15 protein-coding genes and 1 pseudogene are annotated in these 19,530 nt (G+C 64.8%); 5 read left to right on the top strand and 11 right to left on the bottom strand.

Annotated elements, in window-relative coordinates:
• From narH to NLX68_RS12510, 4 genes are all read right to left on the bottom strand, one after another.
• Complete coding sequence (gene narH, locus NLX68_RS12525; RefSeq protein ID WP_254284246.1) at window positions 1–1,539, bottom strand: nitrate reductase subunit beta; 1,539 nt, start codon at window positions 1,537–1,539, stop codon at window positions 1–3.
• An 11-nt stretch (window positions 1,540–1,550) separates the two neighbouring features.
• A complete protein-coding gene (locus NLX68_RS12520) occupies window positions 1,551–5,318 on the bottom strand; it encodes a nitrate reductase subunit alpha (protein WP_254284245.1) in 3,768 nt (1,255 codons plus the stop codon).
• Window positions 5,319–5,388: 70 nt separating this feature from the next.
• Window positions 5,389–6,786: a NarK family nitrate/nitrite MFS transporter gene (locus tag NLX68_RS12515; RefSeq protein ID WP_254284244.1), complete on the bottom strand. Its 1,398-nt coding sequence runs from the start codon at window positions 6,784–6,786 to the stop codon at window positions 5,389–5,391.
• Window positions 6,773–8,068 carry a nitrate/nitrite transporter gene (locus NLX68_RS12510; RefSeq protein WP_254284243.1) on the bottom strand — a complete coding sequence of 432 codons (1,296 nt, stop codon included), beginning with the start codon at window positions 8,066–8,068 and terminating at the stop codon, window positions 6,773–6,775. The genes NLX68_RS12515 and NLX68_RS12510 overlap by 14 nt, the downstream gene beginning before the upstream one ends.
• 316 nt (window positions 8,069–8,384) lie before the next feature.
• Here NLX68_RS12510 and NLX68_RS12505 point away from each other — a divergent pair, with 316 nt between their 5' ends.
• From NLX68_RS12505 to NLX68_RS12490, 4 genes are all read left to right on the top strand, one after another.
• Window positions 8,385–10,187: a HAMP domain-containing protein gene (locus tag NLX68_RS12505; protein ID WP_254284242.1), complete on the top strand. Its 1,803-nt coding sequence runs from the start codon at window positions 8,385–8,387 to the stop codon at window positions 10,185–10,187.
• Window positions 10,184–10,831 carry a two-component system response regulator NarL gene (narL, locus tag NLX68_RS12500; protein ID WP_254284241.1) on the top strand — a complete coding sequence of 216 codons (648 nt, stop codon included), beginning with the start codon at window positions 10,184–10,186 and terminating at the stop codon, window positions 10,829–10,831. The genes NLX68_RS12505 and narL overlap by 4 nt, the downstream gene beginning before the upstream one ends.
• A gap of 95 nt (window positions 10,832–10,926) precedes the next feature.
• Complete coding sequence (locus NLX68_RS12495) at window positions 10,927–11,604, top strand: Crp/Fnr family transcriptional regulator (protein WP_254284240.1); 678 nt, start codon at window positions 10,927–10,929, stop codon at window positions 11,602–11,604.
• Window positions 11,605–11,688: 84 nt separating this feature from the next.
• On the top strand, window positions 11,689–12,060 hold the full coding sequence (locus NLX68_RS12490) for a putative zinc-binding protein (RefSeq protein ID WP_254284239.1): 372 nt from the start codon (window positions 11,689–11,691) through the stop codon (window positions 12,058–12,060).
• On the opposite strand, the gene NLX68_RS12485 is transcribed toward NLX68_RS12490, so the two are convergent.
• From NLX68_RS12485 to norR, 7 genes are all read right to left on the bottom strand, one after another.
• A complete protein-coding gene (locus tag NLX68_RS12485) occupies window positions 12,057–12,527 on the bottom strand; it encodes an SCP2 domain-containing protein (RefSeq protein ID WP_010221937.1) in 471 nt (156 codons plus the stop codon). The genes NLX68_RS12490 and NLX68_RS12485 overlap by 4 nt on opposite strands.
• Window positions 12,521–13,411, bottom strand: a complete 891-nt coding sequence (locus NLX68_RS12480) for a U32 family peptidase (protein ID WP_010221936.1) — start codon at window positions 13,409–13,411, stop codon at window positions 12,521–12,523. The genes NLX68_RS12485 and NLX68_RS12480 overlap by 7 nt, the downstream gene beginning before the upstream one ends.
• Before the next feature lie 10 nt (window positions 13,412–13,421).
• On the bottom strand, window positions 13,422–14,417 hold the full coding sequence (locus tag NLX68_RS12475; RefSeq protein ID WP_010221935.1) for a peptidase U32 family protein: 996 nt from the start codon (window positions 14,415–14,417) through the stop codon (window positions 13,422–13,424).
• Window positions 14,418–14,549: 132 nt separating this feature from the next.
• On the bottom strand, window positions 14,550–15,785 hold the full coding sequence (gene glp / locus NLX68_RS12470; RefSeq protein ID WP_254284238.1) for a gephyrin-like molybdotransferase Glp: 1,236 nt from the start codon (window positions 15,783–15,785) through the stop codon (window positions 14,550–14,552).
• Window positions 15,782–16,336, bottom strand: a complete 555-nt coding sequence (moaB, locus tag NLX68_RS12465) for a molybdenum cofactor biosynthesis protein B (protein WP_254284237.1) — start codon at window positions 16,334–16,336, stop codon at window positions 15,782–15,784. The genes glp and moaB overlap by 4 nt, the downstream gene beginning before the upstream one ends.
• A 90-nt stretch (window positions 16,337–16,426) precedes the next feature.
• Window positions 16,427–17,074 carry a pyridoxamine 5'-phosphate oxidase gene (gene pdxH, locus NLX68_RS12460; protein ID WP_254284236.1) on the bottom strand — a complete coding sequence of 216 codons (648 nt, stop codon included), beginning with the start codon at window positions 17,072–17,074 and terminating at the stop codon, window positions 16,427–16,429.
• Window positions 17,075–17,155: 81 nt separating this feature from the next.
• Window positions 17,156–18,676, bottom strand: a complete 1,521-nt coding sequence (gene norR / locus NLX68_RS12455) for a nitric oxide reductase transcriptional regulator NorR (protein ID WP_254284410.1) — start codon at window positions 18,674–18,676, stop codon at window positions 17,156–17,158.
• Window positions 18,677–18,856: 180 nt separating this feature from the next.
• On the opposite strand from norR, the pseudogene NLX68_RS12450 reads away from it, so the two are divergent.
• Window positions 18,857–19,291: pseudogene (locus NLX68_RS12450) on the top strand (hemerythrin domain-containing protein); the annotation flags it as partial.
• Window positions 19,292–19,530: the final 239 nt, after the last annotated feature.

The raw sequence follows: 19,530 nt of genomic DNA, 5'->3' as shown, positions 1-19,530 counted from the left end.
TCAGTCCTCCCACAGCTGTACGGTTTTGAGGATGTCGCGGCGGTTGGCCTTCTTCGCCCCGAACATGTTGGTGTCGGAGCTGCCACTGCAGCCGCTGCCGAAGCTGAAGCCGCAACCGGAGCGCTCGGCGAAGGCATCGCTCATGGCTTCTTCGCGGTGGGCACTGGGTACCACGTAGCGGTCCTCGTAGTTGGCGATGGCCAGGTAGCGGTACATCTCCTCGACCTGGTTGACGCTCAAGCCGACGTCGCTGAGCACCTTGAGGTCCTGCACGCCTTCGACCTGTTCGGCGCGCTTGTAGGCGCGCATGGCCAGCAGGCGCTTGAGGGCGCGTTTCACCGGTTTTTCGTCGCCGGCGGTCAGCAGGTTGGCCAGGTAGCGCAGCGGAATGCGCAGGCTGTCGACATCCGGGATCACCCCGTTCATGCCCACGGTGCCGGCAGCTGCCGCGTTCTGGATCGGCGACAGCGGCGGTACGTACCAGACCATCGGCAAGGTGCGGTATTCCGGGTGCAGCGGCAGCGCCAGCTTCCAGTCGACGGCCATCTTGTACACCGGCGAGCGTTGTGCGGCGTCGATCACCGACTGTGGCACGCCGTCTGCCAGGGCCTGGCGGATCACCGCCGGGTCGTTGGGGTCGAGGAAGATCTCCAGCTGCTTCTCGTACAGGTCGTGCTCGTTGGCGGTGCTCGCCACTTCCGCGATGCGATCGGCGTCATACAGCAGCACGCCGAGGTAGCGAATGCGGCCGACGCAGGTTTCGGCGCACACGGTGGGCATGCCCGCTTCGATGCGCGGGTAGCAGAAGATGCATTTCTCCGACTTGCCGCTCTTCCAGTTGAAGTAGATCTTCTTGTATGGGCAGCCGCTGATGCACATGCGCCAGCCGCGGCATTTTTCCTGGTCGATGAGAACGATGCCGTCCTCCTCGCGCTTGTAGATCGCCCCGCTCGGGCAGGACGCCGCGCACGCCGGGTTCAGGCAGTGCTCGCACAGGCGCGGCAGGTACATCATGAAGGTGTTTTCGTACTCCCCGTAGATGTCGGCCTGGATCTGGTCGAAGTTCTTGTCCTTGCGCCGCTTGGCGAACTCGGTGCCGAGGATTTCTTCCCAGTTCGGGCCCCACTCGATCTTCTCCATGCGCTTGCCGGACACCACCGAGCGCGGCCGCGCCGTCGGTTGGTGCTCGCCCAGCGGCGCGGTGTGCAGGTGCTGGTAGTCGAAGTCGAACGGCTCGTAGTAGTCATCCAGGCTCGGCAGGTCGGGGTTGGCGAAGATGTTCGCCAGCACCCGGAACTTGCCGCCGATGCGCGGGTTGATCGAGCCGTTGGCGTTGCGCACCCAGCCGCCCTTCCACTTGTCCTGGTTTTCCCACTCTTTCGGGTAGCCGACCCCGGGCTTGGATTCAACGTTGTTGAACCAGGCGTATTCCATGCCTTCGCGGCTGGTCCAGACGTTCTTGCAGGTGATCGAGCAAGTGTGGCAACCAATGCATTTGTCCAGGTTCAGGACCATGCCAATTTGTGAACGGATCTTCATGACAGCACTCCTCATTCCATCTCGGTCGGCAGCGGACCTGGCAGCTCATCGCCGCGCGAACCGTCGAGCCAGTCGACCTTGGCCATCTTGCGCACCACGACGAATTCGTCGCGGTTGCAGCCGACCGTGCCGTAATAGTTGAAGCCATAGGCCTGTTGGGCATAACCGCCGATCATGTGGGTCGGCTTGAGCACCACGCGGGTGACCGAGTTGTGGTGGCCGCCGCGGGTTTTGGTGGTCTCGGCGCCTGGCACGTTCACGATCCGTTCCTGGGCGTGGTACATCATCACCATGCCCTCCTTGACCCGCTGGCTGACCACCGCCCGCGCGGTCAGCGCGCCGTTGGCGTTGAAGCACTCGATCCAGTCGTTGTCCTCGATGCCGGCCTTCTTCGCGTCGATTTCCGAGAGCCAGACGATCGGCCCGCCACGGCTGAGGGTGAGCATCAGCAGGTTGTCGCTGTAGGTGCTGTGGATGCCCCACTTCTGGTGCGGGGTGATCCAGTTGAGGACGATTTCGGTGTGGCCGTTGCTGCGCTTGTCCTTGACCCCGGCGATGGTGCGGGTGTTGACCGGTGGCCGGTAGCTCATCAGTTGCTCGCCGAACGCCTGCATCCACGGGTGATCCTGGTAGAACTGCTGGCGGCCGGTGATGGTCCGCCACGGAATGTTCTCGTGGACGTTGGTGTAGCCGGCGTTGTAGCTGACGTGATCGTCTTCGAGCCCCGACCAGGTCGGGCTGGAGATGATCTTGCGCGGCTGCGCCTGGATGTCACGGAAACGGATCGCTTCGTGGGCCTTGGACAGCGCCAGGTGGCTGTGGTCGATGCCGGTGAATTGCGACAGTGCCGCCCAGGCCTTGACCGCGACATGGCCATTGGTTTCCGGTGCCAGCGAGAGGATCACCTCGGCGGCGTCGATGGCGGTGTCGATCTTCGGCCGGCCCTGGCTGATGCCCGCCTCCACTTCGCGGTAGTTCAGCTCACCGAGGAACTTCACTTCCTCATCGGTGTTCCAGTTGATGCCCTTGCCGCCATTGCCGAGTTTTTCCAGCAGTGGGCCAAGCGAGGTGAACTGCTTGTAGATGTTCGGGTAATCACGCTCGACCACCTGCAGGTTCGGCGCATTCTTGCCCGGCTGCGGAGCGACGCCGGCGGTTTTCCAATCGGTGCCGCCAAACGGCTGGGCCAGTTCGCCGACGCTGTCATGCATCAGCGGTACGGTGACCAGGTCCTGCTCGATGCCCAGGTGCCCTTCGGCCATGGCCGAGAAGGCCTTGGCGATGCCTTTGTAGATCTCCCAGTCCGAGCGCGATTCCCAGGCCGGGTCAATGGCTGCCGACAGCGGGTGGATGAAGGGGTGCATGTCCGAGGTGTTCATGTCGTCCTTTTCGTACCAGGTCGCGGTCGGCAGGACGATGTCGGAATACACGCAGGTCGAGGACATACGGAAATCCAGGGTGGTGACCAGGTCGAGCTTGCCGATGGCGCCCTCGTCGACCCATTCGGCCTCTTGCGGCTTGCAGTCGCCGACCTGGCCGATGTCTTCGTTCATCACCCCGTTGCGGGTGCCCAGCAGGTACTTGAGCATGTACTCATGGCCCTTGCCCGACGAGCCCAGCAGGTTGGAACGCCAGATGAACATGTTGCGCGGGAAGTTGACCGGGTTATCGGGTTGTTCGCAGGCAAAGCGCAGGCTGCCTTCGTGCAGGCCCTTGACCACATAGTCCTTGGGCGCCATGCCGGCCGCCGCAGCGTCACGGCAGATGTGCAGCGGGTTGGTGTTGAGCTGTGGCGCGCTGGGCAGCCAACCGGCGCGTTCGGCGCGGATGTTGTAGTCCAGGGCGTGTTCGGGGAACTGGCGCTTGTCGGCCAGAGGCGAGAGCACGTCGTGCATGCTCATCTTCTCGTGGCGCCATTGCGAGCTGTGGGCATAGAAGAAACTGGTGCCGTTCATCTGCCGTGGCGGCCGGCTCCAGTCCAGGCCAAAGGCCAGGGGCAGCCAGCCGCACTGCGGGCGCAGTTTCTCCTGGCCGACGTAGTGGGCCCAACCACCACCGGTCTGGCCGACGCAACCGCAGAGCATGAGCATGTTGATCAGCCCGCGGTAGTTCATGTCCATGTGGTACCAGTGGTTCATCGCCGCCCCGACGATGATCATCGAGCGGCCACGGGTCTTGTCGGCATTGTCGGCAAACTCGCGGGCGATCTGGATGGCCTTCTCGCGGCTGACGCCGGTGATCTGCTCCTGCCAGGCCGGGGTGCCGGGCACGCTGGCATCGTCGTAGTCGCGGGCGACGTTGGCGCCACCCAGGCCACGGTCGATGGCAAGGTTGGCCGCCGACAGGTCGAACACGGTCGCCACCTTGACCTGGCTGCCGTCGGCCAGGGTCAGGCTGCGCACCGGCACGCGGCGGTACTGCACGGCATCGCCGGCGACATGCTGGAAGTGCTCCTGGCTTTCACCGGCGAAATACGGGAAGGCCACTTCAGCGACATCGCCGCCAATCAGGCTCAGGGTCAGGTCGATCTCGCGGCCCTCGCCGCCTTCACGGGCCAGGATGTTCCACTTGCCCTGCTCGCCCCAGCGATAGCCGATCGAGCCCTGGGGCGAGACCAGCTCGCCGCCGGCATCGACGGCGATGGTTTTCCATTCCGGGTTGTTGTCCTGGCCGAGGTTGTCGGCCAGGTCCGAGGCGCGCAGGAAGCGGTCCGGCTGGTAACCGTTGCCCGGTGCGGTACCGAGCATGGGCTTGAGCAGCACCAGCACCGGCAGGTCGGTGTAGCGCTTGGCGTACTCGGTGAAGTAGGCGCTTGGCTGGTCCAGGTGAAATTCTTTGAAGATCACATGGTTGAAGGCCTGGGCCAGGGCGGCGTCGGTGCCCTGCTTGGGGTTGAGCCAGAGGTCGGTGAGCTTGGCCACTTCCGAATAGTCGGGGGTGATGGCCACGGTCTTGGTGCCCTTGTAACGCACTTCGGTAAAGAAGTGCGCGTCGGGGGTGCGGGTTTGTGGAACGTTCGAGCCCCAGGCGATGATGTAGTTGGAGTTGTACCAGTCGGCCGACTCCGGCACGTCGGTCTGTTCGCCCCAGACCATTGGCGAAGCCGGCGGCAGGTCGCAGTACCAGTCGTAGAAGCTCAGGCAGGTGCCGCCCAGCAGCGACAGGTAACGGGCACCGGCGGCGTAGCTGACCATCGACATCGCCGGGATCGGCGAGAAGCCCACCACCCGGTCGGGGCCGTACTGCTTGATGGTGTAGACGTTGGCGGCGGCGATGATCTCGGTAACTTCATCCCAGCTGGAGCGAATGAAGCCGCCCATGCCGCGCTTGCTCTTGTAGCTGTCAGCCTTGGCCTTGTTCTCGACGATGGACGCCCAGGCCTCGACCGGCGCCATGCTCTGGCGCGCCTCGCGCCACAGCTTGAGCAGCGGCTTGCGGATCTTCGGGTACTTCAGGCGGTTGGCACTGTAGATGTACCAGCTGTAGCTGGCACCGCGCGGGCAGCCGCGTGGCTCGTGGTTGGGCAGATCGTTACGGGTACGCGGGTAGTCGGTCTGCTGGGTTTCCCAGGTGATCAGGCCGTTCTTCACGTAGATTTTCCACGAGCAGGAGCCGGTGCAGTTGACCCCGTGAGTGGAGCGCACGATCTTGTCGTACTGCCAGCGCGAACGGTAGACATTCTCCCAGTCGCGCGACTCCTTGCGGGTCTCGCCATGCCCCTGGGCAAACTCGCCTTGCTTGCGGTTGAAGAACCGCAGTTGATCCAGTAAATGACTCATGGTGCTTTCCTCTCAGGCTTGCTGCGGGGTTCTGTGCCCCGCCCGTGCAAGATGTGAATTCGGGGTCATGTCAGCAGGGCGTCGCGGCGCCTTTACGCGCGTACCACCACCAGGTCACGACGATGCAGCTCAGGTAAAAGCCGACGAACATGTAGAAGGCCATCTGCGGGCCACCGGTCAGGGCCATGGAAGAGCCAAAGGTCTTGGGAATGAAGAACGCGCCGAAAGCGCCCATGGCCGAGCTGAAGCCGAGCACCGCGGCCGACTCCTTGCCGGCGTCCTTGAGCGCCTGTTCGCGGGCGGCGGCGCCTTTGCCGCTGGCGGCTTTTTCGTGCAGGGTGCGGAAAATCACCGGGATCATGCGAAAGGTCGAACCGTTGCCGATGCCGGTGGTGATGAACAGCAGCATGAACATGCCGAGAAAACCGTAGAAGTTGCCGCTCGCGCCCTGCGCGGGGATGAACGCCAGCACACCGAAGACCATGACGATCATCAGCACGAAGTTCCACAGGGTCACCCGCGCACCACCGAGCTTGTCCGCCAGCCAGCCGCCCAGCGGGCGTACCAGGGCGCCGACCAGCGGGCCGAGGAAGGCAAAGGTCAGGGCGTTGACCTGCGGGAAGGCGGTCTTGATCAGCAGCGGAAAGGCTGCCGAGAAGCCGATGAACGAGCCGAAGGTGGCCAGGTACAACCAGCACATCAGCCAGTTGTGCTTGCGCTTGAAGATCACCGCCTGCTCGCTGAACGAGGCCTTGGCGCTGGACAGGTCGTTCATGCCGAACCAGGCCAGCAAGGTGACCAGGATAATGAACGGCACCCAGATGAAGCCTGCGTTCTGCAGCCACAGCTGGCCACCGTCGGCGAGCGCCTGCGGCTGGCCACCGAACGCACCGAACAGGCCGAAGGTGATCACCAGCGGCACGCAGAACTGCATCACCGAGACGCCGAGATTACCCAGGCCGGCGTTCAGGCCCAGGGCGGTGCCCTGCTGCGACTTGGGGTAGAAGAAGCTGATGTTGGACATGCTCGAGGCGAAGTTGCCGCCGCCAAAGCCGCACAGCAGTGCAATCATCACGAACACGCTGTAGGGCGTGCTCGGGTCCTGCACGGCAAAGCCCATCCACAGTGACGGCGCCAGCAGCGAGGCGGTGCTCAGGGCGGTCCAGCGCCGGCCGCCGAAGATCGGCACCATGAACGAGTAGAACACCCGGAAGGTCGCCCCCGACAGCCCCGGCAAGGCCGCCAGCCAGAACAGCTGGTCGGTGCTGAAGCTGAAGCCGATGGCACTCAGGCGCACGATCACCGTGCTCCACACCATCCACACGGCAAAGGCCAGCAGCAGTGCGGGGATCGAGATCCACAGGTTGCGGGTGGCGGTCTTTTTGCCGCTACGGCCCCAGAACGCGGGATCTTCCGGGCGCCAGTCGTGAATCACCGGGCCTTTGTCAGGCGTGTTAAGAACCGACATGGTCTTCTCCTTGGGCAATGCTGGAAAACGGGGACGCGGTCGCTGGAGGCTGTTTGCCCAGCAGCGGGCGCTTGCGGATTTCGCTGAAGTACATCCAGGTGAGCGACACCCAGACCACGCCGTACATCAACATGAAGCAGGAGGAGCGCACGCCGGTGAGGTCGACCAGCGCGCCGAACAGAATCGGCAGGATGAAGCCGCCCAGGCCGCCGGCCAGGCCGACGATGCCGGACACCGCGCCCATGTTGTGCGGGTAATCGTTGGCGATGTACTTGAACACCGAGGCCTTGCCGAAGGCGAAGGCGATGCCCATGACGAACAGCAGCACGGTGAACAGCGCCGGGTTCAGGCCGATGTGAAAGTCCAGCGGGCCGTTGATGGTCTGCACCTGCAGTTGGGTTTGCGGGTACGACAGCAGGAACAGGCAGATCCAGCTGACCCACAGCACCCACCAGGTCACGCTCTGCGCGCCCCAGCGGTCGGACATCCAGCCACCGACGGCGCGCAGCACCCCGCCCGGCAGCGAGAAGCAGGCGGCCAGCAACGCCGCGCTTTGCAGGTTGAAGCCGTATTCCTGGACGTAGTACTTGGTCATCCACAGCGCCAGGGCCACGTAACCGCCGAAGACGATCGAGTAGTACTGGCAGTAGCGCCACACCGCAGGCTCGGCCAGGGCCTTGAGCTGTTCGCCGAGGGACGCCCCCGAAGCGCTGCGGTGAGCCTTGTTGTCGGCACTGAGAAACCAGAACAGCAAGGCGGTGATGAACAGGATGGCGCTGAACACCTTCGGTACCAGTTGCCAGCTGCCGGCGGCAATCAACGCCGGGGCGAGGAACTTGGTCACCGCCGCCCCGGCATTGCCGGCGCCGAAGATGCCCATGGCCAGGCCCTGGTTGTCCTGCTCGAACCACTTGGCGACATAAGCGATGCCGACCGAGAACGAGCCACCGGCAAGCCCGACGAACAAGCCCAGGACCAGGAACTGCCAATAGGCGCTGGCGTGGCTGATCAGGTACAGCGGCAGCACGCAAGCCAGCATCAGCAGAAAGAACACACTGCGCCCGCCGAAGCGGTCGGTGAGCATGCCCAGCGGCAAGCGCACCAGCGAGCCGGTCAGCACCGGGGTGGCGGCCAGCAGGCCGAACTGGGTTTCGTTGAGCTGCAGCAGTTCCTTGATCGGCACGCCGAGCACGGCAAACATCATCCAGACCATGAAGCAGACGGTGAAGGCCAGCGTACTCATGCCCAGCACCAGGCCTTGGCGTATTCGCGGTTGAGTCATCTTGGGTCTCCAGTCAGGTAGCCATGGCCGGCAGACTAGAGAGGCAAACCCCGAGAAAACTTGACCCTGATCAAAGAAGCCCTGGCGCCCCTGGGCCTATGCTTGTCCTGCCTACCTCCAACGAGGTAGCGCCGAAAAACCTCTAAACCCTTTGTTTATCAGGGTGTTGTCAGTTTTCCACCAGGCTTGGCGGTAAAACTGGCGGTTGAAAACTCTTTAGAGGTAGAGCGCCAGGGACAGGCTGCGAAACGATCAGTTGCAACACCCCGGAGTGCTCCATGTACCGTTTTCCCCTCTTCACCCCTGGCCCGCGTCCATGATCGGCTGGCTGCGCAGCTCGTTGCCTGCGCGCGCGGGCCTGGCGGTGATTCTGATCGCCGTGCTGGCCCTGGCCAGCTCGCTCAGCGCCGGCCTGATCGCCTGGTTCAGCCAGGGCGATGCCGCCGCCATCAACACCGCCGGCTCCGTGCGCATGGAGACCTACCACCTGAGCTGGAAGCTGGCCGCCGGCGCCGAGCGCGCCGACCTCGAACGCATTCGCGACAGCCTGCAGCAGCGCCTCAACAGTCAGGCACTCAAGGCCGTGCTCGAAGACGGCAATAACCTCGAACTGCAGGCCAGCTACCAGCAATTGCAGCAGTACTGGCAGCAGACCCTGCTACCGGCCTTGCAACGTGACGACGCCACGGCTTTTCAGGCCAGCACCCTGCCCTTCGTCAACCAGCTCAACCAATTCGTCAACCTGCTGCAGCGCCAGAGCGAACACAAGCAGGGCTGGCAACAGGTGATCCAGGGCGCGGCGCTGTTCACCACCATGATCGTCCTGCTGTTCGGCCTGTACGAGCTGCAATACAACGTCATCACGCCATTGAAAGAGCTGGTGGACGCCACCCAGCGCTTTCGCCGCGGCGAGTTCCAGGCGCGGGTCAACCACCAGTCCGAGGATGAGCTTGGCGAGCTGGCCACCAGTTTCAACGCCATGGCCGAGACCATCGAACAATCCCACCGCACCCTGGAAACCCAGGTCCGGCAAAAAACCCTCAACCTGCAGCAGGCCAACGCCGCCCTCGAGCTGCTGTACCAAAGCAGCCGCAGCCTGGCCACCCGGCTGGCCAACGCCGAGGGCCTGGATGAGCTGATCCGGCGCTTTCAGCAGCGCTTGCCGGGCCTGCGCCTGTCGCTGTGCCTGCAAGGCCAGTTACAGGCCCCTGCCCAGCAACTGCTGGCCCTGCATGGCGCCGACAGCCGCAAGATCTGCGCCAGCAGCGATTGCGCCAGCTGCCAACGGCACCAGCGCACCCACCATCACACGTTCAGCATCAGCAACCAGGGCAGTACCCTCGGTGAGCTGAAGGCGCACTTTATCGACGGCCACGAGCCGCAAGCCTGGGAGACCGAGCTGATCCAAGCCCTGGCCAACCTGATCGGCACCTCGCTGTCGCTCAAGCGCCAGCGTGAACAGGACCACCGCCTGGTGCTGCTCGAGGAGCGCGCGATCATCGCCCGCGAACTGCACGATTCCCTGGCCCAGGCACTGTCGTACATGAAGCTGCAGGTCAGCCGCATGCAAACGTTGATGCGCCGTGGCGAGCCGGTGGCGACCCTGGAGAACGTCACCGCCGAGCTGCGCGAAGGCCTGAACAACGCCTATCGCCAGTTGCGCGAACTGCTCACCACCTTCCGCCTGCAGATTCACGACGCCGGCCTTGTGCAGGAGCTCAAGGACACCGCCGAGGAGTTCTCCCGCCGTGGCGAATTCCAGGTGCACCTGCACGTCGACAGCCTGGCCTTCGAGCTGTCGGCCAGCGAGCAGATCCACATCCTGCAGATCACCCGCGAGGCGCTGTCCAACTGCCTGCGCCATGCCCATGCGCAGAACGCCTGGCTGCAATTGCGCCAGTATGGCGAAACCGTCTGCCTGTCGATCGAGGACGATGGCCGTGGTTTCAGCGGCACCCACGACCTGCGCGAACACCACGGCCTGAACATCATGGACGAGCGGGCCCGCAGCCTGCGCGGCCAGTTGCAGATTGTTGGCCGGGAGCCGCAAGGCACCCGGGTACAGATGGAATTTCGCCCGGAATTTCTCGGGCACCTGACAGAAGGTAACCCTGCATGACCCCCTCCCCGCGCTACCGAATCCTGCTGGTCGACGACCACCCGATGATGCGCCGCGGCATCCGCCAGATGCTCGAACTGGAAGACGACTTCGAGATCGTCGGCGAAGCCGGCCACGGCGAAGAAGCCCTGGCCCTGATCCCGGCGCTGCAACCGGACCTGGTGCTGCTGGACAACAACATGCCGCAGATGAACGGCATCGAAACCCTGCGCCGTCTGCGCAGCCAGGGCTTTGCCGGCAAGGTGCTGCTGTTCACCGTGTCCGATGCCGAAGACGACATTCGCGACGCCCTGCGCCTGGATGCCGACGGTTACCTGCTCAAGGACATGGAACCGGAGCTGTTGATCCAGTACATCCGCGACGCCATGAACGGCGCCCTGGTGATCAGCCCCGGGCTGACCCGGGTGATGGCCCAGGCCCTGCGCTCACCGCCGCGCCAGCCGGACGTGGAGCTGACCGAGCGCGAGCGCCAGGTGCTCAAGACCATCGCCAGCGGCTACAGCAACAAGGTCATCGGCCACAAGCTGGGCATCACCGAGGGCACGGTCAAGGTCCATGTGAAAAACCTGCTGCACAAGCTCGGCCTGCGTTCGCGGGTAGAGGCGGCGGTGTGGGCCATGGACCATCTGCGCCACAGCGCCTGAGCCCCCTTTTGCAGATGCCCCTTTGGAGGTAGACCGGCGGAGGCATAGGCCGCCGGCGCCGAGGGTTTTACCATAGGCGCCAGCGGAGGTACGCCATGCTGACCCACCCTTCTACCGTTCTGGTTTTACGTCGTCATCACTTGTTCAGCCAACTGCCGGACAACGTTTTCGAAGCCGTCTGTGGCCTGGCCATGCTCAGGCGCCTGAGCTGCCATGACACGCTCGTGCACCAGGGCGACCCGGCCAAGCGCTTCTTCTTGCTGGTCAGTGGCCAGATCAAGCTGTACCGGCTCAGCGCCGAGGGCCAGGAACATCTGGTGGAGATCATCCAGCCGGGCCAGACCTTTGCCGAAGCGCTGCTGTTCAGCCAGGCGCGCAGTTACCCGGTGACGGCCACGGCGCTCAAGGACTGCGTATTGATCAGCATCGACGGCGCCCATTACCGCAATGCCCTGGAAGACCAGCCACAGGTGTGCCTGGCCATTTTGGCGAGCATGAGCATCCACCTGCACCAGCGCCTCAGGGACATCGACACCCTGACCTCGGCCAGCGCCAGCCGCCGGGTGATCAACTTCTTGCTGCAGGAGTGCGACCCCGGCAGTGGCCGGGTCGAGTTGCAGGTGTCCAAGCGCCTGGTGGCCTCCAAGCTGGGCATCCAGCCGGAGACCTTTTCGCGCACCCTGCACCGTCTGGTGGAACGCGGCCTGATCGCCATGGAACGGCGCAGCATCCACATCCTCGCCGCCGATGAGCTGGCCGACTACCCGGGTTGACCGGCAACGCTCAGCGGTAACCGCAATCAAGGCACAACATCCCGGGCCGTGCACACTGACAGGGCCAATCCGTGGAGATCTCGCATGACTCGTCCCCCCCTGCCCCTGGTCTACTCCTGCTCCGGTTGCTCGAACGTCGCGCAACTGGCCAATAACGTCGCCTTGCGCCTGGACCGCGAGGGGCTGGCGGAGATGTCCTGCATTGTCGGCGTCGGTGGGCATGTACCGGCGCTGGTCAACAAGGCGCGTTCGGGAAGGCCGATCCTGGCACTCGATGGCTGCCCGCTGCAGTGCGTCGCCAGTTGCTTGCAACAGCATGGCTTGCAGGCCGACCAGCACCTGATCCTCAGCCAGCTGGGCTTGCGCAAACGCTATGGCGAGGATTGCAGTGCCGTGCAGGCAGACGAGGTATTCGCCGAGGTCCGCCAGGTGCTGGCGGCCTCGGCACTCGGTTAGCTGGCCGCCAGGCCCTTGCCGGCCCGCTCCAGGTTGCGCCACAACCACACCGGCAACACCTCGGGGTCGAGGCTGTCGATCAGGTTCTTCAGGGTCAAACCCAGCTCGGTGTCGCCCTCGATCACCAGGCGGCGGCGAAAGAACAGCGTGTCCGGGTCCTCCTGACGGCTGGCCAGCAAGAGAAACTCGCGCCAGTTGCCGCGAATGGTGACATCGGCCTTGGCCCGCTCGGCGATCTGCAGGCCATCGCGGTTGCGGGTCAGGTACCAGGCCAGGTCCAGGTCGGGAATCCGCAGGCACAACCAACGCCCGCGCAGCAGGTCGAACTCACCGTCGCGCAGGGGCTCGGCCAGGCAGCGATTAAGCGCCTGCTGCAAAGCGACTCGCTGAATCACGAACGGCACCCGACGGATCAGCGGCAGCACCCGGTCGGCACCTTTCAACAGCCATTGCGTGCGGTTCAGCACAGGCCCACCTCCTCGACCCGCAACATGCCCGCCTGGCCGTGCCAGTAGCCGTTGCAACCTTCGACAAACAACGGCGGCGCTTCGCCCTGGCGCACCCGGGCAAAGGCCTGAACCACCTCGACCATGCCCTGGGCCCGCGGGCTCAGGCGCAACAGGTCGGCGCCGCAGGCTTCAAGCCCCGGATAGTCGGCCAGCAAGTTGGTGACCTCGGCCGACATGGTCTGGATACCGTTCAGGGTGAACAGCGCCTGGCCTTCCTGGCTACTCAGGGCCAGGCCGTCGGGGTAGTTGATGCAGCAGAACTGGCAGTCGTCCTTGGGCCGGTTTTCGGCACGGGCGGTAAAACAGCGCGCCGAGTAAGCCAGCGGCAGATGCCCATAGGCAAAGACTTCAACCTCCGGCAACTCACGGTTCAACTCAACGGCCTGGTCGAGCACCGCGCGGATCAGTGTGGCCGAACACTCCACCGGCGGCACCCAGCGGATCATCCCGCAATCGAGCAGCTTGGCCAACGCGTGGCCGTTGTACAGGTTGAGCGCGGGGCCGGCCACGAACGGCAGCTTGCGCTCGGCCAGGTACTGCACCGCCCCCATGTCGTTGGCCTCCACCAGCAGCTCGCCGTTGTCGCACAAGCGGCGCAGGCTGGAGAGCTCGGAAGCGGCTTCGATCAGGGTCAGGCTCGACAGCACGATCTGCGCCGGACTGCAGGCCTGCAGCTCGCGGCCCAGGCCAAGCCAGTGATCGAGGTTCATGGCCCGGCGTTTCGAGCACACGGTTTCCCCCAGATAAATCACATCCAGGGGCAAGGCCGACATCTCGCTGTAGAAACGCCCCAATTGTTCCTTGTCCCAGTAATACAGGACGGGTCCCAGGCTGAGCTTCATGTCCAGTCCCTCATTGCCATGATCGATGGTAAGCACCCAGGGTGGTCTGGCTGCCTTCGGACAAACCGGCCAGCACCTGGCGCCACTGGTCCTTGACCGTGAAGCGTTGCGGTGCCAGGCGATGGGCGTCGAGCGCGGCACGCCAGACCTGGGTGACCTGCTCGACATAGGCCGGGCTGCGCTGGCGGCCCTCGATCTTCACCGCCTCGACGCCCATGGCGGCGAGCTCCGGCAGCAGATCGAGGGTGTCGAGGCTGGTGGGCTCTTCCAGGGCATGGAAGCGCTTGCCATCCACCAGGAAACGGCCCTTGCACAGGGTCGGGTAACCGGCCGGCTCGTCGGGTTGATAGCGATCGATCAGCACTTCGCTCAGGCGTGCACTCAAGCCCTCGGCGTCTTCGCTCCAGCGCACCGCCTTGGCCGGCGAACAGACGCCGCACAGGTTCGGCGACTCGCCGGTGATGTACGACGACAGGTGGCAACGCCCTTCGGCCATGATGCACAGGCTGCCGAAGGCAAAGACCTCGATGGGCACCGTGCTGTTGGCTGCCACCTGGCGTACCTGGGCCAGCGACAGCACCCGTGGCAGCACGGCGCGGCGGATGTTGTAGTGCTGGGCGTAGAACGCCAGGGCGCTGGCGTTGGTGGCCGAGCCTTGCACCGAGAGGTGCAGGCTCAACTGCGGGTGGCGCTGGGCCGCATAGCCGAGCACACCCGGGTCGGCGGCGATCAGGGCATCGACACCATGGTCGGCGGCACGGTCGACCGCGCGCTGCCAGCGCTCCCAACCCTGGGGTTGCGGGTAGGTGTTGACCGCGACATAGAGCTTGCGTTGGTGTTGGCGGATATGGGCAACAGCGGCGTCGAACTGCTTGTCGTCCATGTTCAGCCCGGCGAAATGCCGGGCGTTGGTGTCGTCGCGAAAGCCGACGTAAACAGCATCGGCGCCTTGGCGCACCGCGGCTTTAAGCGCAGGCAGGTTGCCTGCCGGGCAGACCAGTTGCATGGGGTTTCCTCATCAAAGAAGCTGCTGCCATGCGCCTGCGATGCACAACACGAGCAGGCTCGGAGCATTCGAAAAAAGCGCTGCCAGTCTAGCCACAGTGCCCGGCAGGACCTTGACGGCAATCAAGGCCGCTCACTGCATCAGCTCCGCGAAAGAAAGGAACTGCACGTTGTCGTGCTTGTGCAGCTGTTGCTCGCACTCCACCACCGCCAGGCCATCGGCCCAGCAGGCGGCGCTGAGCATTGCCGAGCTTTGTTGTGGGTGCAGTTGTACGCTGGACTGGCCGTTGGCCTCGGGCAACAAGCGGGCCCGCAGGTACTGGCGGCGTTTATTGCGTTGCAGCCAGTCGAAGCCGGCTGGCAGCGCCAGCGGCCGGGGCAACACATCGCGCATGCCCTGGGCGCGCAGCAGGAACGGCCGCACCACCACCAGCGCGGTAATCAGCGCCGCTGCCGGGTTGCCGGGCATGCCGATCCATGGCCGGCCCGCCACCTCGCCAAAAGCCAGGGGCTTGCCCGGCTGGATCGCCAGACGCCAGAAGTCGACACTGCCCAGGTCCTGGATGGCCTGCTTGAGGTGATCTTCCTCCCCCACCGAGACGCCGCCGGAGGTCAGCAGCAGATCGCATTCGGACGCAGCCAGATTCAGCGCGTGCTTGCTGGCCGCCAGTTCGTCGGCCATCACCCCGTAGTCGTGTACCTCCACGCCCCAGCCTTGCAGCAAGGCCATCAGGCAATAGCGGTTGCTGTTGTAGATCTGCCCCGGGGCCAGGGGTTGGCCGGGTTCGCGCAGTTCGTCGCCGCTGCTCAGCAAACCGACGCGCAAGGGCCGATGGACCTCGACCCAGGCCACGCCCGAAGCGGCCAGCAGGCCCAGCTCCTGGGCACGCAGGCGCTTGCCGGCCTGCAGCAACAGATGGCCTTCGCGCACCTCCTCGCCAGCCTTGCGCACGTGATCGCCAAGGCCGGCGGCGGGTAGCCAGACCTGCTCGCCTTCCACCCGGCATAGCTCCTGAGGCGCTACCGTGTCGGCACCCGGCGGCAAGGGTGCACCGGTGAAGATCCGCACCGCCTGCCCAGGTTGCAACGCGGTACTGGCCTGCTGGCCGGCGGCGATGCGCCCGGCCAGATTCAGGCAACCGCCAGCAGCTGGCAGGTCGGCCACCCTGAAGGCAAAACCGTCCATGGCGCTGTTGTCCCAGCCCGGCAGACTGCGCGGGGCATGGATATCAACCGCCAGCACCCGGCCCAGGGCTTTGTCCAGCAACACCATCTGCGCAGCCGGTGGCGGTGGCGCCTGCTCGAGCAAATGGCGGATGGCCTGGTCGACCGGGATCAACTTGCCGCTGTCGCATACCCGCCCGCTCATGGCCGCGCCCCACAGGCCTCAATGGCCTGCTCGGCCTGGGCCTTGAGGTGCGGGGCGAAATTGCACGGGCCGGTACGGCTGTCGAGCTGGCCATGTAGGATCTGCGTCCAGGCGGTGCGACAGGCGCCGGGCGAACCCGGCACGCAGCACACCAGCACGCCATTGCTCATCCCCGCCAGGGCACGGGACTGCAGGCTGGACATGCCGATTTCGGCCAGCGACACCTGACGGAACAACTCGCCAAAGCCTTCGACGTGTTTATCCAGCAATGGCTGCACCGCTTGCGGGGTGTTGTCGCGGGCGGTAAAACCGGTGCCGCCGGTGGTCAGCACCACCTGTACCCTGGGGTCGGCGATCCAGCGCGAGAGGGTCGCGCGGATCTGGTAGATATCGTCCTTGACCAGGTCGCGCTCGACCAGCACATGCCCTGCTGCTTGCAGCAGGTCGATGAGGGTCTGGCCGGAGCTGTCGGTGTCGAAGGTGCGCGTGTCGCTGATGGTCAGCACGGCGATGTTCAGGGGTTCAAACGTGCGTTGTGCCAAATGGGCCATGGCCTGGGCTTCCCGTGAAAGGTGGATGGGCCCAAGCCTGAACCTAAAGCCTGGGCGAACCTATTCCTCCTTGGAGGTATCTCTTCGGGCTCACGGCGCCAGGCGCTGGCGCGTCCACTGCCCGCCCTGGCAGCGATAATCGAGACGGTCATGCAGGCGATCGGCGCGGCCCTGCCAGAATTCCATGCGTTCAGGGCTCAGGCAATAGCCGCCCCAATGCTCGGGGCGACGCAGCGGCTGCTCGACGAAGCGGCGGATGGTCTGCGCCAGCAGCGCCTGCAGTTCGCCGCGGTCGGTCAACGCCCGGCTTTGTGGTGAAGCCCAGGCGCCGAGGCGACTGGCTTCGGGACGCGAATCGAAGTAGGCGTCGGATAACTGCGGATCGAGCCGCGTCACCGGCCCCTCAATACGTACCTGGCGCTCCAGCCCCGGCCAGAAGAAGGTCATCGCCGCATAGGGGTTGGCCGCCAGTTCCTGGCCCTTGGCACTCTGGTAGTTGCCGAAGAAGGTAAAGCCCTGCTGGTCAAAGCCCTTGAGCAGCAGCACCCGGCAGTGCGGCCGGCCCAGGCTGTCGACGGTGGCCAGGTGCATGCTATTGGCCTCCACCGGCTCGCGCTCGGTCTCGCGGGCCTGTTGCAGCCACTGCGCGAACAGCGGCAGCGGTTCGAGCGGCGCCACCTCCTCCTGCAGGCCACCGAGGGTGTAGTTACGGCGCATCTGGGCAAGGGACAGCGGCATGGCGGTGATCTCCTGGGAAGTTGTGCGCAGTCTGTAAGCTGCGACACCGGCAGGCCTTGATCACCATCAACGCTCTGGGTGTTACTTGAGGCGCAAACGCCTGGCCAGTTTGTGCAGGTTGCTCGGGTCGACCGCCAGCAGGCGCGCAGCACTGGCCCAGTTATCCCCGCTCAGACGCAGCGCCTGGGCAATGGCCTGGCGCTGGCAGGCATCGACGGCGTCGCTCAGGGAGGGATACGCCAAGCTGGCGGCCAGCGGTTGATCCGCCAGTGGCGCCGCTGCCGGCGCGCTATCGAGGTCGAGCACCTCCGGCTCCAGGGTAGTGATCTGGCTGCGACTGCCTTCGCGGCTCAGTTGCTTGAGTGCGGCGCGGCTGATCACATGCTCAAGCTCGCGCACATTGCCCGGCCAGTGGTAGGCCAGCAGCGCCCGCTCGGCCGCCGCCGACAGGCGCAAACCACGCAGGCCCAGGCGGGTGCGGTTGAGTTCGAGGAACTGCCCGGCAATCATCAACACATCGTTGCCGCGCTCGCGCAACGGCGGAATCGGTAGCGGATACACCGACAGGCGATGGTACAGGTCGGCGCGAAACAGGCCGTCGCGAATGCTGTCGGGCAAGTGCCGGTTGGTCGCGGCGATGATGCGCACATCCACGTGCAGCGGCTTGTCGGCGCCCAGGCGCTGGATCTCGCCGTTTTGCAGGGTGCGCAACAGCTTGGCCTGCACGCTCAGGGGCAGCTCGCCGACTTCATCGAGAAACAACGTCCCGCCATTGGCTGCATCGAAGCGCCCGGCGCGGTCGCTGCTGGCGCCGGAGAACGCGCCTTTGACATGGCCGAACAGCTCGCTCTCGGCCAGGGACTCGGGCAAGGCCGCGCAGTTGACCTGGATCAGCGGCTTGTGGCTGCGTCGCGACAGGCGATGCAGGCGGCGGGCGAACAGCTCCTTGCCGACCCCGGTCTCGCCCAGCAGCAATACCGGCAGATCGGCGTCGGCCAGTACTTCAATCTCGTTGAGCAACTGCTGCAGCACCGCGCTGTGACCGAGGATCTCGCCCTCTTCCACAGGCCTGCGCAGGTCCTGGGGCTCGCTGCGCGACAGGCGCAGGCTGCGGTTCTCCTGCTCCAGGCGGGTGACCCGCAAGGCAGCCTCGATCTGCAGGGTGCAGCGCTTGAGTTCATCGCGGGCATCGCTGCCGAAGGTCCCGGCCTGCAGCGCATCGAGGGTGATCGCGCCCCAGACCTGGCCTTCCACATAGAGGCTGACGCCCATGCAGTCGTGCACAGCCAAGGGCTCGTGCAGCGCGGTCTCGAGCAGGCCATCGTAGGGGTCTGGCAGGCGGCTGTCGGGCTCGAACCAGGTCGGCTCGCGCGAGGCCATGATCGCTGCCAGGCGCGGATGCTGGGCGATCACGAAGCGCCTGCCGAGGGCTTCGTGGACCAGGCCGACACAGGCCAGCGGCCGCAGGCTGTCGCCTTCGAGCCGGAGCAGGCCGACGGCGCCGCAGTTGAAGTATTCGCGCAGCGTCTGCACCAGACGCTGCAAGCGCACGGCATTGGGCAGCTCGACGATCAGATCGGCGGCAAGGCTTTCACGCAGCATGGTAGTCATCACCCTCTGTGGTTATCGCTACCCTGAGGTATTCGGGTGAATTTCACCACATCCACAGCAACGGCCCTTGATTTCGGGCAATTAAAGCTGGCATGGGCGATGCAATGGCCCTGGGGAACCTTTGCCAACAGACCAGGAGCCCTGATGAACCCGACACTCTCCCCGGCCGAACTGATTGCCTACATCCTCTCCCGCTACCACGACCGCCATCGCCAGCAGTTGCCGGAACTGATCCGCCTGGCCCGTCGTGTGGAGCAGGTCCACGGTGGCCATGACCATTGCCCCAACGGCCTGGCCGATCACCTGCAGGACATGCAGCAGGAACTTGAAGGGCACATGCTCAAGGAAGAACAGGTGCTGTTCCCCTTGCTGCAACGGGGCATGGGCCGCCAGGCCGGTGCGCCGATCCAGGTGATGCGTATGGAGCATGATCAACATGGCCAGGCGCTGGAGCGCTTGAGCTTGCTGACCAACGAGATAACCGCGCCGGAGGGCGCCTGCAACACCTGGCGCACCCTGTACCGCGGGCTGGAGGAGTTTCGCGAGGATCTGCTGCAGCATATTCATCTGGAGAACGATGTGCTGTTCGTCAACGCACTGGCTTGATGGCTGGTCTTTGTGGGAGTTGGCCTTGCCAGCGATCGTAATCCAGACGCCACCTGATGTACTGGCTGTACCGGCCTCATCGCGGGTCAAGCCCGCTCCTACAGTGGACCTGTGTACGCCGGACTTGTGGGAGCTGGCCTTGCCAGCGATCGAGCGCGCAGCGGTCGTAATCCAGACGACACCTGATGTGCTGGCTGTACCGGCCTCATCGCTGGCAAGGCCAGCTCCCACAGAGGTCG

It is taken from the genome of Pseudomonas sp. SBB6, assembly GCF_024213215.1.
GTDB classification, from domain to species: Bacteria; Pseudomonadota; Gammaproteobacteria; order Pseudomonadales; family Pseudomonadaceae; genus Aquipseudomonas; species Aquipseudomonas donghuensis.
Note: the sequence above shows the minus strand (reverse complement) of the source record. Positions and strands in the feature narration are given on the sequence as shown.